This is a genomic window from Micromonospora sp. 050-3 (genome assembly GCF_046549335.1).
GTDB classification, from domain to species: domain Bacteria; phylum Actinomycetota; class Actinomycetes; order Mycobacteriales; family Micromonosporaceae; genus Micromonospora; species Micromonospora trifolii.
Genome location: NZ_JAJPVX010000001.1, coordinates 2775220 through 2790228, shown reverse-complemented (window position 1 = coordinate 2790228; position 15009 = coordinate 2775220). Strand labels below are relative to the sequence as shown.

Below are 15009 nucleotides of genomic sequence, written 5' to 3'. Positions count from 1 at the left end.
TGTTCAGGCGGGGGAGTAGAGCGCGGCGAGCCCGGCCGCCGTGGCGGCCAGCCGTTCGCGCAGCGCCACCGGGGCCAGCACCTCGACCTCCGCACCGAGGCGCAGCAGCTCACCGTGGGCGTGGGTGAGCGACTCGACCGGCAGCACCGCTGTCACCCAGCCCCGCGCGTCCGGTGGCCCGGCGCTGCTGTCCATCGCCGTCACCACCGGATCGCTGCCCACCTCGCGCAACCGCTCCCGCCCGGCGGGGGACAGCCGGACCTGGGCCTCGTCGCGGTGCAGCCGGGCCCGGAACTGCACCACGTGTGCCCGCCACCAGGACGGCAGGTCGAAGTCGGCCGGTCGGTCGAACTCCTGCGCCAGTGGGGTCAACGCGAGGATCTGGTTGACCCGGTAGGTCGCCGGCGCGCTCCGGCCGGGCTGGTCGGCCACCACATACCAACGGCCGCCCTTGAGCACCAGGCCGTACGGCTCCAGGACCCGGGTCACCTCGCCGTTCCAGCCGCGGTAGCGCACCTCGACGCGGTGCTGCCGCCAGACCGCCTCGGCCGTGCGGGCCAGCTCGGGGGAGGCGTCGCCGTCCGCGTACCACCCCGGAGTGTCCAGGTGGAAGCGTTGTTGCAGTCGGGTCGCCCGGTCCCGCAGCGGCGCGGGGAGCGCGGCGTGCAGCTTGAGTTGCAGAGCCGCCACCACGTCGCCGTAGCCCAACTCGTCGGCGGGGCCGGGCAGCCCGGCGAGAAACAGCCGGTCGGCCTCCTCCGCGGTCAGCCCGGTCAGTCGGGTCCGCCAGCCGTCGACCAGTTGGTAGCCGCCGGCGTGCCCGGCCTCGCCGTAGAGCGGGATGCCGGCGGCGTGCAGCGACTCGACGTCCCGGTAGATGGTGCGGGGGGAGACGGCCAACCGCTCGGCGAGCTGCGCCGCGGTCAACCGCCCGTGCGACTGGAGCAGCAGCAGGACGGAGAGAAGTCGAGAAGCCCGCACTTCACTGACACTAGCTGTCAGGGGACCCGTCCTACCGTCCCGGCATGGCATTTCGCGACAAGGAATTACGAACGCCCGGACCGGCTCTGATCGGCGGCCGGCACCTCAAGCGCTACCACATAGACCAGCCGGAGCGACCTATCGAACCCGAGGTGGAGAAGGCCGCGTACGACCTCCTGCCTGACCTGCTGGCCGACGTCGTCGACGACGGCACCCCGGCCGCAGGGTGGGTGGTGCTGCACCGGGGTGCGGACACCGGCGCCTATCTGCTGGCGTACACCTGGGTGTGGGACAACGCGGTGGAGGTCCGCGTCGCCGCGGCCGGGCAGCCGGCGCTGGACTGTCCCGACGACGACCCGGCACACTTCGTCCACCTACGCCGCCCGGCAGTGGGCTGCGTCTGGGAGTTGGCGGTTCTGGAACACGAGCGGGCCGCCTGGGTCCGGCACATGCTGCTGCCGGAGAGTCCGAATCTGACCGATTATCTGCGTGACACGCGAGCGGAAGGGCCGGTGGGCCGCTGATGGGCGACTTCGACTTCTTTGTGGGCACCTGGAACGTGGTCAACCGGCGGCTGCGCAAGCGGCTGGTCGGCTCGGACGAGTGGGAGGAGTTCCCGGGGGTGTCGGTGGCGCACGGCTTCTTCGCCGGTGGCGGTCATTTCGACGAGATCACGTTCCCGACCAAGGGCTCCGCTGGTGCCACGATCCGGATCTTCGACCCGGCTCGCGAGGAGTGGTCGATCTACTGGATGAGCAGCGTCGACGGGGTGCTGGGACTGCCACCGATGGTGGGTCGCTTCGTCGACGGGGTGGGGCGCTTCTACGCCGACGACCAACACGAGGGGCGGCCGGTCCGGTGCCGGTTCATCTGGTCGGACATCAGCGCCACCACCGCCCGCTGGGAGCAGGCGTTCTCGGTCGACGGCGAGCAGACCTGGGAAACCAACTGGATCATGACCTTTACCCGAGCATCGGAGGACTAGCCTTCAGGCCATGCGGAGATGGCAGCGGATGGACCCGTGGGGCGCTCGACAGGTGTTCACCGGGTTCATGCTGCTGGTCGGGTGCACCGTGGCCGCGACGACGTCGGTCCTGGCCGCGCGGGCGCTGACCCGGGGTGAGATCGACGTACGGACCGCCCTCGGCATGGCCGGCGCGTTCCTCTTCATGGGGGTGTGGCTGACCTTCGCCATTCGGTTGCACCTGGCCGGGATCTACGTCAGCGATCGGGGCGTACGGCTCCGGCACGTTTTCTCCACCCGCACCCTGCCCTGGTCAGGGGTGACCGGGTTCGAGGCGAGTCCGGCGCTGTTCCTCGGCGAGCCCACATCGCGCCTCGCCTGCTGGGTGCGCACGACCGACGGGGCGTTCGAGTCGGCGGTGCAGCGGCGGTCCCGGCGCGTGGGCTGGCGGAAGGAGAACGGGCCGGTGCTGGACGCGGCGGGCTTCGACCAGTTGCTCGTCCGGCTCGCTGACGAACGTGCCCGAGCTCGACTCGACGGCGCGGGAGTGCTCTCGCACTGACTTTCCGCCGTTCGGGCGCGGTGTTAGGGTCCGATCACCGCCCCGGATGGAGGAACACGATGGCCTCCGACCACGTCGACGTGCTGATCATCGGCGCCGGCCTGTCCGGCATCGGCGCCGCCTGCCACCTTCGTCGTGACTGCCCCGACAAGACGTACGCGGTGCTGGAGGCGCGTGACGCCATCGGCGGCACCTGGGACCTGTTCCGCTACCCGGGCATTCGTTCCGACTCGGACATGTTCACCCTCGGCTACTCGTTCAAGCCGTGGACCGCGCCGAAGGCCATCGCCGACGGCACGACGATCCTGGAGTACGTGCGGGAGACCGCCCGGGAGTACGACGTGCCGCGGCACATCCGCTTCCGCCACCGGGTGCTGCGCGCCGAGTGGGACAGTGACACCGCCCGTTGGACGGTGCACGCCCAGCGCACCGACACCGCCGAAATCGTGGTGCTGACCTGCTCGTTCCTCTTCGCGTGCGCCGGCTACTACCGCTACGACGAGGGTTACACCCCGCCCCTGCCCGGTGTCGACGCGTACGCCGGGCGGCTGGTGCACCCGCAGCACTGGCCCGACGACCTCGACCACAGCGGCAAGCGGGTGGTGGTGATCGGCAGCGGCGCCACAGCAGTCACACTGGTGCCGGCGATGGCCCAGCGGGCCGCGCACGTGACAATGCTCCAGCGCTCACCGACGTACATTCTGGCGCTGCCCGCCCGCGACCGGCTGGCCGACGCGGTGCGGCGTCGGCTGCCGGCGAAGGCCGCGTATCCGGTGGTGCGCTGGAAGAACGTGCTGCTGTCCACAGTCAACTTCCAGCTCAGCCGGCGGGCACCTGGCCTGGTGAAGCGGGTGCTGCGCCGGGCCGCGCGGGGCCTGCTCCCGGTGGGGTACGACGTCGACAGGCACTTCTCGCCCCGCTACAACCCCTGGGACCAGCGGCTCTGCGTGGCACCCGACGGCGACCTGTTCACGGCCGTGCGCGATGGCACCGCGTCGGTGGTCACCGACACCATCGACACCTTCACCGCGAGCGGTGTCCGGCTGACCTCCGGCGCGGAGGTGCCCGCCGACATCGTGGTCACCGCGACCGGGCTCAACCTGCTCGCCCTCGGTGGCCTGACGCTGCGGGTGGACGGCGTCGACGTCGACCTGCCGAGCACCGTGGCCTACAAGGGCATGATGCTCTCCGGTGTGCCGAACTTCGCGCTGACCCTCGGCTACACCAACGCGTCGTGGACGCTCAAGGCCGACCTGGTCGCCGGCTACCTCTGCCGACTGCTGCGGCACCTGGACCGCACCGGCCAGCAGGTCGTCACCCCGCTCCCGCCGCCCGACGCCGAGCGGGTGCCACTGATCGACCTGCGCTCCGGCTACGTGCTGCGCGCCGTCGACACGCTGCCCAAGCAGGGCGCGACAGCGCCGTGGCGGCTGCACCAGAACTACGCCCGCGACGTGCTGCTGATGCGGCACGGCCGGCTCACCGACGAAGGTGTGCGGTTCTCGCGCGCCGGCGAGGTGACAGTGCCCGAGGACACCCGACGTCCCGTCGCGTCCGAGCGTCGGTAACCGCCAGCAGAGGAGCACTATCGTGCAGAGGTTCGACTTCGCCGGCGCGACAGCGGTGGTCACCGGTGCGGCCAGTGGCATCGGGGCCGCGCTGGCCCACGCGCTCGCCCGCCGAGGCAGCGATCTGGTCCTCTTGGACCGCGACGCCGAGCGGCTGGACGCTGTCACCGCCGCGATCCGCGCCGACCACCCGGATCGTCAGCTCGTCACGTACCTGGTGGACCTCGCCGACCAGACCGCCACCGCCCAGGTGGCGGCGGAGATCGGCCAGCGGCATCCCCGGGTACGCCTGCTGATCAACAATGCCGGCGTGGGCCTCGGCGGTCGGTTCGACCAGGTGACGTTCGACGAGTTCAGCTGGGTGATCGACGTCAACTTCCGGGCCGTGGCGCAGCTGACCCACGCCCTGCTGCCCACCCTCCGGGCCGAGCCGGGCGCGCACCTGGTCAACATCTCCAGCCTGTTCGGGCTGATCGCGCCGGCCGGGCAGACCGCGTACGCGGCGAGCAAGTTCGCCGTACGTGGCTTCACCGAGGCGCTGCGCCACGAGCTGGTCGACGACGGGATCGGGGTGACCTCGGTGCACCCCGGCGGCATCCGCACCCGGATCACCGAGAACGCCCGGATCGGCAGCGGCGTCTCCCACGACGAGTACGCGGCCGGTCGGGCACAGTTCGAGAAGCTGCTGACCATCGCGCCGGAGCGGGCCGCCGAGGTGATCCTGCGCGGCGTCGAGCGGCGACGGGGCCGGGTGTTGATCGGCTGGTCGGCGAAGCTGCCCGACCTGCTGGCCCGGGTCATGCCAGCGTCGTACAACCGTCTCCTGGTCACCGGCCTCAACCGGGGCGTGGTCCGTCCGGCGCCGCCCGCTTCCGGCGTCCCGGTGCAACGCCCGGCCGACACCCTCGCCGACCCGGCCCGCGAGGTCGCGTGACAGCGGTTCAGGCCTGGTCGGCCACCGTCGCGCCCGAGGCCACGTCGCGGCTGCGCATCACCACTGTCAGCGCCACGAGAGCGACGAGCAGCGCCGCCACCGCGTACGCCGGGGCCGGACCGAGCGGCGCGAGCAGTGTCAGCAGCGCGACGACCGGGAAGGCGACGACCACGGCGCCGTGCTGCTGCCGGCGTACGTGCAGCACCCAGACCGTGAGCAGGAAAACGGCGACCGGGACGGCCACCGCGTACCCGGCGGTCCTCTCCGAGATGTGCGCCAGGTGCCGCTCGTAGTCCACCGACACGCTCAGACCCGCGCCGGCTGCGGCGATCGCCGCGAAGATCAGGTAGTGGCCATAACCCCAGATCAGGGAGTACGGCTGCCGGTCGGGAGCCTTGTTCGGCCGGTCGAAGTAGAGCCACCAGAGCGCGAACACGATGACCGCGCCGGCCGCCGCGAGCGACCAGAGGTCGTGTTCGCCGGCGTCGAGCCCGTCCTGGATCGCCAAGGAGACGGCCCCCACCGCCTCACCGAGCACGATCAGGGTGAACAGTCCGTACCGCTCGGTGATGTGCGCCGGGTGCCACGGGGTCATCCCGGGGCGTTCGGCCACCGCCGGCACCGCCAGGTCGGCCAGCGCCAGCAGCACGAACGCCGCGATGCCCCACTCGGCGGGCAGCAACAGTCGCAGCAGCCACCCGAGCTGCACCACCGTCACGCCGATCGCGTAGCGGCGCGCCGCCGCACGGTGCGCGGGGTCGCCGATGGCCGCTCGAATCCAGTGCACGACGGCGGCCAGCCGCATCACCACGTACCCGTACGTGATGACGCTGAAATCACCGTCGGTGAACGCCGGGGGCACCCCGGCGGCGATGATCAACGCTCCGGTGATCTGCACCAGCGTGGTGATCCGGTAGAGATCGTCGTCGGTGTCGTAGGCCGAGGCGAACCAGGTGAAGTTCATCCACGACCACCAGATCGCGAAGAAGGTCATCAGGTACCTGGCCAGCGCGTGGCCGATCTGGTCCTCGGAGACGGCGTGGTGCAGGTTGCCGGCGGCCTGCGCCACGGCCACCACGAAGCACAGGTCGAAGAAGAGTTCCAGCGGCGTGGCAGCGCGGTGCGGCTCGTCGCGACGATGTGGCCGCATCGGCCGGTAGAACGGCCGCACCGGCCGAGGCTGGGTCACCGCAGCTCCTCAGGCGGCCCGCGCCGGTTCAGCCGTGCCGGCGGCCGTGGGTCAGCCCCTCCAGCACCAGGGTCAGCCCCGCGCCGACCAGCCAGACGTCCTTGGCCAGCCCCGCACCCTGCTGGGTCGGGCGGATGCTGCCGGGTTCGCGCATCCCTGGCGTCTTCAGGTACAGCTGCACCAGGCCCGCGCCGAAAGCGGTCAGGCCGAGCCCGACCAGGGGCGCCGGGACGAACGGCGCGATCAGCGCGGCCCCCAGAGCGATCTCCGAGTACGACAGCAGCTTGGCGAAGCGCCCCGGTTCCAGTTGGCCGAGCTGGGGCATGGCGGCGACCGCCATCCCGTGCAAGCCCTCCGCGGCGGTGCCCTCCAGGGTGCGCTTGCCCAGACCCGAGTTGAGGAAGTACGCGCCGATGCTGACCCGTAGCGGCAGGTGCGCGAATTTCATTGTCACTCCCGTTGGCCGTGGTCGAATGCGGCCCGCGTACCCCGGACCGCCCGCGATAACCCGCCGGGCCGGCTGGGCTGGCCGTGGTGGTCGCGGTAGGTTCGCCGGGGGCCCACCGCCGAGCCCGTGGCACACCCGCGCACCCCGGCACCCGGTCCCGCCGCAGACCACCAGCAGGAGGCGAAGTGAGCCAGGAAGTCCGGGGAGTCATCTCCCGCAGCAAGGGCGCGCCGGTCGAGGTCACCACCATCGTGGTGCCCGATCCCGGGCCCGGTGAGGCGATCGTCCGGATTCAGTCGTGCGGCGTCTGCCACACCGACCTGCACTACCGCGAGGGTGGCATCAACGACGACTACCCGTTCCTGCTCGGTCACGAAGCGGCGGGCATCGTGGAGCAGGTCGGCGAGGGCGTCACCGACGTAGCCCCGGGCGATTTCGTGGTGCTCAACTGGCGGGCGGTCTGTGGCGTGTGCCGCGCCTGCCGTCGGGGGCGGCCCTGGTACTGCTTCAACACCCACAACGCCACCCAGCGGATGACCCTCACCGACGGCACCGAACTCGCCCCGGCGCTGGGCATCGGCGCGTTCGCCGAGAAGACCCTGGTGCACGCAGGGCAGTGCACGAAGGTGGATCCTGCGGCCCGACCCGCCGCAGTGGGTCTGCTCGGCTGCGGAGTGATGGCCGGGCTGGGTGCGGCGATGAACACCGGGAACGTCACCCGGGGCGACTCGGTCGCGGTGATCGGCTGCGGCGGCGTCGGGGACGCGGCGGTCGCCGGTGCGGTCCTCGCCGGCGCCACCACGATCGTCGCTGTGGACACCGACAGCCGCAAGCTCGACTGGGCCCGCACGTTCGGCGCCACGCACACAGTGAACGCCTCCGAGACCGACCCGGTCGAGGCGATCCGCGCCGCCACCGGTGGCTTCGGCGCCGACGTGGTGATCGACGCGGTGGGCCGACCGGAGACGTGGAAGCAGGCGTTCTACGCCCGCGACCTGGCCGGCACTGTGGTGCTGGTCGGCGTACCGACCCCGCAGATGCAGATCGAGCTGCCACTGCTGGACGTCTTCGGGCGTGGCGGCGCCCTCAAGTCCAGTTGGTACGGCGACTGCCTGCCCAGCCGGGACTTCCCGATGCTCACCGAGCTGTACCTGCAGGGCCGGCTCGACCTGGACGCGTTCGTCACCGAGGAGATCGCGCTCGACCAGGTCGAGAACGCCTTCGACCGGATGCACCACGGCGACGTGCTCCGCTCGGTGGTGGTGTTCCCGTGACCGCCCGCGTCGACCACGCGGTCACCTCGGGCACGTTCTCCCTGGACGGGCAGACGTTCGACGTGGACAACAACGTGTGGGTGATCGGTGACGACCGCGAGTGTGTCGTCCTGGACGCGCCGCACGACGTTGCGGCGATCCTCGCCCTGGTGGGCGACCGGCAGGTCCGGGCGATCCTGGCCACCCACGCCCACGACGATCACGTCCGGGTGGCGGCCGAGCTGGCCGAGGCCACCGGCGCGCCGGTGCTGCTGCACGCCGCCGACCGGGTCCTCTGGGACATGGTCCACCCGCACCTGCCGCCCAACGGCGAGTTGCACGACGGGCAGAGCATCGAGGTGGGCGGCACCACGCTGCGGGTGCTGCACACCCCCGGGCACAGCCCCGGGGCGTGCAGCTTCCACGCGCCGGAGTTGGGCGCGGTGTTCACCGGCGACACGCTCTTCGCCGGTGGCCCTGGCGCGACGGGCCGCTCGTACAGCGACTTCGACACCATCGTCCGGTCGATCCGCACTCGCCTGCTGACCCTCCCCGCGGAGACTGTCGTGCACACCGGCCACGGCGACGACACGACGATCGGGGCTGAGGCGCCGCACCTGCAGGAGTGGCTGGACCGCGGCCACTGACGCCCTGTGGGCGTCTCAGGTCGGGCTGCCGCCCTGGCGCGTGGTCGACGGGCTCAACGTTCGTCGGCCGCGCCCAGCACCGGTTTGACGTCCAGGATCGGGGTGCCGTCGAGGGCCTCCAGGTCGGCCACCTCGATACGCAACCCGTCCACCGCCAGGACCCGCACCCGGTGCAACCCGATCGGGTTGGGCCGATGCGGGGAGCGGGTGCTGAACACCCCGGTCTCCGGCCGGTTCTCGTCGCCGCGTGGGTGCACCGCGAGCACGTCACGCCGGGCACGGTCCAACCAGGTCAGCACCAGCAGCTCCGTGTCGACCCGCAGCTCACGTAGGGCCCGCTCGACCCCCGGGTCGAAGACCAGCCACGCCGGCGGCGCACCCTCGTCGCCCTGCCGTGGCGCGCTCGCCGCGTCGGTCAGCGACGAGGCGACCCGACCGACCGGGCGCAGCAGGTACGCGTCGTCGCTCACTGCCTCGACCATCCTCGCTCCCTCCTGGACGGTCCCAACCTAGCCCCGCCGCGACGCTAGGATCCGCTCATGGCCGCCGACTCGCCCGCCCCCGCCAACTCGCCCGCCCCCGTCGTCCGTCAGCTGCGCCTCGTGGTGGAGGCCGCCGACCACGAGGCCGCCGTCGCGTTCTTCCGCGACGCGTTGGGCCTGCCGGAGGAGGCGGCGTTCAGCGGGGAGGGGGATGCGCGGGTGGTGATCCTGGACGCCGGCCGCGCCACACTGGAGATCGCCAACCCCGTACAGAAGCGCCTGATCGACGAGGTCGAGGTGGGTCGGCAGGTCGCGCCGCGCATCCGGGTGGCCTTCGAGGTGGCCGACACGGAGGCGACGACCGCCCGACTGGTGGCCGCCGGGGCTAGCGAGATCGCGCCGCCGACGCGTACGCCGTGGCAGTCGCTCAACTCCCGCCTCGACGCTCCCGCCGACCTTCAGATCACCATCTTCCAGGAGTTGGGCACCGGGCTGGACGACGACGACCCCGGACATGACGGCGACGTCTGAACGGGGCGGCCTGCGCGCCGCTGCTCTCACCCCGGCGCAGACGGCCGCCGTCGCGTACGTGCGGTCGTTGGCCGTGGTCGAGCGTCCTCCCGCGCTGGCCGCCATCGCCCGGCAACTCACCACCGCCGACGTCGGTCACCGCCCGGAGCACCTGCTCGGGGCCATCCAGTCTCGGCGGCTGACCGTCAACTTCCACCCCGACCGGTTGTGTGCCGACGGCCGGACCGTCGCCGACGCCCTGGCCGAGAACGGGGTGTACCACAGCCAGTTCGTCACCGGGATCTCCAACGGTGGGCTCACCGCCTACCCCGGTGGTGACCGGGACCGCTGGGAGCACCGGATGTTCGACGGCGCGTACCAGCGGCACGGCGTGACGCCGGCCCATCGGCCCACGTACGGCGGCCTGAACCTGCTCGACCACGCGGACGGCGCCTGCCCCCGCTTCGGCTCCTGCCACCTGCGGCTGCGCCCGGCGGTGCTGAGCCGGGCGACCTTCTGCCTCGGCGACAGCCACCTCAGCCCGGAGGTCGTGGGCACTGCCGACGCGTTCGAGGCGGTGCTCGCCGGGCTCCTGGCCGGCGTCGCCGCCACCGGCGAATGCCTGGGTCGCGCCGGGACAGGCGTCGCCGCGCTGGCGCGGACGTTGCTGGACCCGCCGACCACCCCGGGCGCTGTCGGTCGCGCGCTGGACGACTACGTGGAGGCCCAGGTCCACGGCACGCTCGACCTCGCGTACGACGTCGAGGAGTTGGTGGTCGACCCGTCCTTCGCCGGCACGCCGACCGGCGCGACGCTGGAATCGATCGCCGGGCGGTTCGGTTTCCCATTGCGGTGGCACCCCGGCTTTGTGCTGGCCGTCGACCAGGTCGACGCGGAGTTCCGGGGCCCGGCGATCCCGGTGCTGGCAGCCCGGGTGCACCGAAAGTTCGCCCGCTCGGGCGACCCGGTGGACGCGGCGCTGATCGGTCGGGCGGCGGCCTCGGTGGTCGTTGAACCGCACCGCTGGGCGGATCGCGGCCCGATCGCGGACACCCTTCAGCACCTCAAGCAGCTCTGGCACGTGCTGGTCCGCTTCGGCACGCCGTACAGCGCCTGATCTGCCGGCTCGTCACGGCTGCGCCGGTAGTCCGTTTCCCGCCGCCGCCCCGCCGGTGGCGTCAACCATCCCATTTCCCCAGGTGACCGGGACCGCACCCGACCCGGGGCCCGGCATTTCCGGAATGCCCGACACGTGAACCCGGTTGTGTCCCCCGTACCGCCGGAGCCCAAACCCTTTCCGCGGTCATCTCCCGAGGAGTGTTCACCCCGGAACGCTCCGCACGATCGAAAGGGCAACCATCGTGAAGGCAGACTTCACTCGATGGCTCCCCGCCATCGCTAAGGACTCGTACCGCAAAACCGCGCTGAGCGTGGCGGGTGTGGCAGCCCTCGGCGGTCTGGCGCTCGCGCCGACCGCAGCCGCCGCCCCGGTCACCTCCGGACCACACCAGGGCGCCGTCGCCGCCATCGACCTCGCCACCGGCAAGGCCGCCACCTCGGCACACCAGGATGAGCAGCCCGTCGAGTCGGGCCTGACCACCGGTTCCGCCACCGGTAAGCCGCCGGCCGGCAAGCCGAGCCGGGCCCAGCTGATCCCGCACGGCATCGAGGGCGCACAGTCGCGCGTACCGCTCGACGACGCGCAGCTCGCCAACGCCCGGGCCATCGTCGACGCCGCCAAGAAGACCGGCGTCGGTGACCGGGGCGCGGTGATCGGCGTCGCCACCTCGCTGCAGGAGTCGAAGCTGTACAACCTCGGCCACCTCGGCGCGTACAACGACCACGACTCGCAGGGCCTGTTCCAGCAGCGTCCGTCGTCCGGTTGGGGCACGCCCGACCAGATCACCGACCCGGAGTACGCCGCCACGGCGTTCTTCACCGCACTCAAGAACATCGGCGGCTGGCAGGACCTGCCGCTGACCACCGCCGCGCAGACCGTGCAGGTCTCCGCCTTCCCGTACGCGTACGCGCAGTGGGAGGAACAGGCGGCGGACATCGTCCAGCAGATCTGGTGACACCCGCACACGAGGCCGGCCGGCTCCCTTCGACGGGAGCCGGCCGGTTGTTCGTGTTCGCGTATCAGCAGGCCGGGTAGAGGCGGCGGGTGCCGACCCCGGCCGCGTACGCGTCCCGGTCGCTGAATCGGCAGCCGTAGTCGGGTCGGGCCACCGCCGCCGGGTCGGTCACTGTGTCGCCGGCCGGGCGCTTGCCGGTGCGTACCCAGGACACCAGGTCGTCCCAGGCGACGCCGGCCTCCGCCGGGGTGAACTCGCAGTGCTGCGTGGCCCGGATCGCCCGCTGAACCACCAGCCTGCTGCGACCGTTGCGCGCCACGTCGCTGGCGTACGCCTGCTCCATGCTGAACGGTACGAACATGTCGCCGAGACCGTGCAGGCTGAGCACCGGCGCGGTCGGGCGGCCGGCGATCCGCGGCACCTCGGTCAGCGTCGGCAGGAGCCGCTGCCACACGTTCTCCGGTGCGACCCGCTGCACTGTCGCGTTGACGTTGACCGGGCTGTTCGGGGTGTAGCGGGTGAGCAGGTTGGTGGACAGCTGACCGGGCCGCTGGGCGGGGGAGTTGCCGCTCCCGGTGGGGACGCTGATCGAGAAGAGGAAGTCCTTCCAGACCGCGAACGCCGCGTCGGCTCCCGGGCGCGGCCCGCCGGAACGGTTCACAGTGATCGCCCGCAGCTGCTTGCCCCGGTCCGTGGTGGTGTCCGGCCCGGTGGGAGTCAGCCCGGCCAGACCGAGCGCCACCTGGATGCGGGGCACCGCGTTGGTCAGATAGTCAGCCGGCGTGGGGTACGCCGGCACCCCGGCGAGCGCCTGCGCGACCAGGTTGTAGTCCAGGTAGAAGTCGAGCAGCGTCTGATCACCGAGCACCCCGCACATCGGCAACGCGCCGTCGTAGAAGCCGGGATACTGCTCCAGGGAACGACCGATGACGTACCCACCCATCGACACCCCGGCGACGTAGGTGTGCTGCGGCCGACGGACCGTCCGCCCGAAGTGGTCCGCGAGATCCTTCGTCCCCAGCACCCCGGAGCGGATGTCGAAGCCGTTCCGGTCGTACGAGGACGACGCCCACGCGTACCCCTGCTCCAGCAGGCGCTGGCGCAGCCCGAACGCCGGCGGTTCCGGCGAGAGCACAGTGCCCTGGCCGCGGTAGCCGTGCGCCCACAACACCAGGTCGCCGTTCCACCGGGCGGGGACCTCGATGATGTACCCGGCGTGGCGGTGCACGCCCTGACGGACCGTCGTCGGCTTGCCGGCCACGACCAGCGGGGCCAACGGCGGATTCTCGATGGTGTAGCCGGGCAGCGGCTCGCCGCCCCTTGCGTCGCGACCGGTGGCGCTGGCCGGCGCGGCACCGGCCAGCCCGACCGCGAGGGTCAGCGTCGCGGCGGCGGCGAGCAGCCTGCGGAGGGTACGAACGGGTGTGGACAGCATCGATGCTCCCCATCGGACGGTTGTCGCCCGGGGGCGACCAGCGGGACGGTTGCCTACCGGCCGGTAGCGTCCTGAACCTAGAACCGCCGTCGACCAGTGTCAATGGGTTCGCTGATCGGTCGGTCAACACGGCTGTTCGGTCGTACCCGGTCGTTCGGGCCGGTTGGCCGATCGGGTTGACTGGTCGCCGTGGACGAGTCGATCTGGGAGGCGGCCCGAGCGTCGCGTAGCTGGCTGGACGCGGCGAACGGCACCGGGCAGACCGAATTGACCTGCCGCATCCTCAAGCTCACCGAGGAAGCGGGGGAGGCCTCGGCTGCCTGGATCGGCCTGCTCGGGCAGAATCCGCGCAAAGGTGTCACCCACACCCGCGAGGACGTCGCGGCTGAGTTGGCCGACGTCGCCTTCACCGCGTTGGTGGCCATCGAAAGCCTTGGGCTGGACGCGCAGGCCGCCCTGGACGCCTGCGCCGCAAAGGTGCGCTCCCGCCTGACAGGCCAGTAACGCCCCCAGCGTCCGGTCGCCGATTCGTGATCGACTCGGTTTCCTTGATGTCGTGGTGTCCCGGCGTCCCGGATGCCCCGACTTCCGTGAACCCGAGTGAATCACCCGAGTGAGGGCCGATTCGACGCCGTGGACGCGGCGCTGCCTGGGCATTTTGTCCGATTAGAGTGTTTGTGGGTCGTGACCGGCCGCACCCTCAGGTCGGAATCCTGGCGGGGTCGGGGTCGTTACATACCCTGACGATCGCAGTACCACCGACCCGCGGCCCGACCCCTGGGGGCTGGTCGCGCAGGTGGGAATGCCAGCCAGCACCCGGTCGTTACAGTCCCCACGAACGACCGCAGGCACCGCTCCGATGACGGTGCCAACCCCGGAATGACCCCGGCCCCCCGGTCGTTACACCTGGACCCGGCGCCACGAGCCCCCGCTCGCCAGGCCGCCGCCCCGACGCCCGACAGGCGTCAACCCCCCAGACTTTCCCCCTGTATGTGCAGCGCCGGACGAGGTGCTCACACCCTGCCGCCGCCCCCCGTTGGCGGTTCGGGTGTCCTACCCCCGAAGGAGCTACCCCCATGAACACGATCATGCGTAAGAGCGTTCTTTCTGTTGCTGGTCTCGCGTTCGCCGGTGGTGTCTTCGCCGGTCCGATCGCCCACGTGGCCAACCCCGTCGACGCCAAGCCCGTCGCGGTAGCGGTGCAGGCCGACAAGCCCGACATCAGCAAGCTGATCCCGCACGGCACCCAGGGCGACCAGTCCCGCATCACCCTGAACGACGAGCAGACCGCCAACGCCAAGGCGATCATCGCCGCCACGAAGAAGGCCGGTCTCCCGGAGCGGGCCGCGGTCATCTCGATCGCGACGAGCCTGCAGGAGTCGAAGCTGGAGAACCTGGGTCACCTGGGCGACATGAACGACCACGACTCGCTGGGCCTGTTCCAGCAGCGCCCGAGCTCGGGTTGGGGTACGCCGGAGCAGATCACCGACCCTGAGTACTCCACCACCGCGTTTTTGAAGGGTCTGAAGCAGGTTGATGGGTGGCAGGACATGCCGCTGACCGACGCGGCGCAGACGGTGCAGGTGTCGGCTTACCCGGACGCCTACGCCCAGTGGGAGCAGCAGGCCGCTGACCTGGTTGGCCAGTACTGGAACAGCTGACCCGCACGATAAGCACGCCGCACCGCCGCACGACACCGACCGCTGGCCGGCACCCGCAACCCGGGGGTGCCGGCCAGCGGCCTGTCTGCCGGTAGCCGTGCGGGTGTGTAGATCTTGGACAGTTTCCGTTCCGTCCGAACGGAAACTGTCCAAGATCTACGTTGGCGACGTAGCGCAGTGAGGTGATCGGCGCCGAGTGATCCGATCGGCCGGCGGGTACGTACCCCTGGACGGGGACCGGCGGAGGGACAGAGGCATGGCCGCAGTGGGGTACGGCGCGGATCGCGAACCGGAGTCAGA

Annotated in this window: 17 protein-coding genes; 12 read left to right on the top strand and 5 right to left on the bottom strand. The window is 71.3% G+C overall.

Annotated features, from left to right (window positions below):
• Nucleotides 1-3: 3 nt before the first annotated feature.
• Entirely contained in the window at nt 4-981 is a 978-nt protein-coding gene (locus ACLJOK_RS12840) for a helix-turn-helix transcriptional regulator (RefSeq protein ID WP_410818560.1), read from the bottom strand.
• A 44-nt stretch (nt 982-1025) separates the two neighbouring features.
• Between ACLJOK_RS12840 and ACLJOK_RS12835 the strand changes: the two genes are divergently transcribed.
• Genes ACLJOK_RS12835 through ACLJOK_RS12815 form a run of 5 tightly spaced genes read left to right on the top strand, consistent with a single transcriptional unit; the run spans nt 1026 to nt 5009 of the window.
• The gene (locus ACLJOK_RS12835) at nt 1026-1505 is read left to right on the top strand and encodes a hypothetical protein (protein WP_410818558.1); all 480 of its coding nucleotides are present in this window, start codon (nt 1026-1028) and stop codon (nt 1503-1505) included.
• A complete protein-coding gene (locus ACLJOK_RS12830; protein WP_410818557.1) occupies nt 1505-1966 on the top strand; it encodes a hypothetical protein in 462 nt (153 codons plus the stop codon). Before ACLJOK_RS12835 ends, ACLJOK_RS12830 begins: the two co-directional genes overlap by 1 nt.
• A gap of 10 nt (nt 1967-1976) precedes the next feature.
• Nucleotides 1977-2507: a hypothetical protein gene (locus ACLJOK_RS12825; RefSeq protein WP_410818555.1), complete on the top strand. Its 531-nt coding sequence runs from the start codon at nt 1977-1979 to the stop codon at nt 2505-2507.
• Nucleotides 2508-2566: 59 nt separating this feature from the next.
• A complete protein-coding gene (locus tag ACLJOK_RS12820; RefSeq protein ID WP_410818553.1) occupies nt 2567-4075 on the top strand; it encodes a flavin-containing monooxygenase in 1509 nt (502 codons plus the stop codon).
• Between the two features lie 22 nt (nt 4076-4097).
• Nucleotides 4098-5009 (top strand): SDR family NAD(P)-dependent oxidoreductase, encoded by a 912-nt coding sequence (locus ACLJOK_RS12815; protein WP_410818552.1) that lies wholly within the window; start codon nt 4098-4100, stop codon nt 5007-5009.
• Nucleotides 5010-5016: 7 nt separating this feature from the next.
• Here ACLJOK_RS12815 and ACLJOK_RS12810 read toward each other — a convergent pair whose 3' ends face one another.
• Complete coding sequence (locus ACLJOK_RS12810; protein WP_410818550.1) at nt 5017-6198, bottom strand: low temperature requirement protein A; 1182 nt, start codon at nt 6196-6198, stop codon at nt 5017-5019.
• A gap of 28 nt (nt 6199-6226) precedes the next feature.
• Complete coding sequence (locus ACLJOK_RS12805; protein ID WP_410818549.1) at nt 6227-6646, bottom strand: hypothetical protein; 420 nt, start codon at nt 6644-6646, stop codon at nt 6227-6229.
• A 185-nt stretch (nt 6647-6831) separates the two neighbouring features.
• On the opposite strand from ACLJOK_RS12805, the gene ACLJOK_RS12800 reads away from it, so the two are divergent.
• Entirely contained in the window at nt 6832-7920 is a 1089-nt protein-coding gene (locus ACLJOK_RS12800) for an S-(hydroxymethyl)mycothiol dehydrogenase (protein ID WP_238682763.1), read from the top strand.
• Nucleotides 7917-8546, top strand: coding sequence for an MBL fold metallo-hydrolase (locus tag ACLJOK_RS12795; protein WP_410818547.1), 630 nt, complete (start codon nt 7917-7919; stop codon nt 8544-8546). Before ACLJOK_RS12800 ends, ACLJOK_RS12795 begins: the two co-directional genes overlap by 4 nt.
• 53 nt (nt 8547-8599) lie before the next feature.
• Here ACLJOK_RS12795 and tsaA read toward each other — a convergent pair whose 3' ends face one another.
• The gene (gene tsaA, locus ACLJOK_RS12790) at nt 8600-9028 is read right to left on the bottom strand and encodes a tRNA (N6-threonylcarbamoyladenosine(37)-N6)-methyltransferase TrmO (RefSeq protein ID WP_410818546.1); all 429 of its coding nucleotides are present in this window, start codon (nt 9026-9028) and stop codon (nt 8600-8602) included.
• A 57-nt stretch (nt 9029-9085) separates the two neighbouring features.
• Here tsaA and ACLJOK_RS12785 point away from each other — a divergent pair, with 57 nt between their 5' ends.
• The 3 genes from ACLJOK_RS12785 to ACLJOK_RS12775 all read left to right on the top strand — a co-directional run bounded on the left by ACLJOK_RS12785 (nt 9086) and on the right by ACLJOK_RS12775 (nt 11613).
• On the top strand, nt 9086-9559 hold the full coding sequence (locus tag ACLJOK_RS12785; RefSeq protein WP_410818544.1) for a VOC family protein: 474 nt from the start codon (nt 9086-9088) through the stop codon (nt 9557-9559).
• Nucleotides 9543-10655, top strand: coding sequence for a DUF3626 domain-containing protein (locus tag ACLJOK_RS12780; RefSeq protein ID WP_410818542.1), 1113 nt, complete (start codon nt 9543-9545; stop codon nt 10653-10655). The genes ACLJOK_RS12785 and ACLJOK_RS12780 overlap by 17 nt, the downstream gene beginning before the upstream one ends.
• Before the next feature lie 244 nt (nt 10656-10899).
• Complete coding sequence (locus ACLJOK_RS12775; protein WP_410818541.1) at nt 10900-11613, top strand: hypothetical protein; 714 nt, start codon at nt 10900-10902, stop codon at nt 11611-11613.
• Between the two features lie 64 nt (nt 11614-11677).
• Here ACLJOK_RS12775 and ACLJOK_RS12770 read toward each other — a convergent pair whose 3' ends face one another.
• Nucleotides 11678-13048: an alpha/beta hydrolase family protein gene (locus tag ACLJOK_RS12770; RefSeq protein ID WP_410818540.1), complete on the bottom strand. Its 1371-nt coding sequence runs from the start codon at nt 13046-13048 to the stop codon at nt 11678-11680.
• Nucleotides 13049-13237: 189 nt separating this feature from the next.
• Here ACLJOK_RS12770 and ACLJOK_RS12765 point away from each other — a divergent pair, with 189 nt between their 5' ends.
• Complete coding sequence (locus ACLJOK_RS12765; RefSeq protein WP_410818539.1) at nt 13238-13552, top strand: MazG-like family protein; 315 nt, start codon at nt 13238-13240, stop codon at nt 13550-13552.
• A gap of 572 nt (nt 13553-14124) precedes the next feature.
• The gene (locus tag ACLJOK_RS12760) at nt 14125-14709 is read left to right on the top strand and encodes a hypothetical protein (RefSeq protein WP_410818537.1); all 585 of its coding nucleotides are present in this window, start codon (nt 14125-14127) and stop codon (nt 14707-14709) included.
• Nucleotides 14710-15009: the final 300 nt, after the last annotated feature.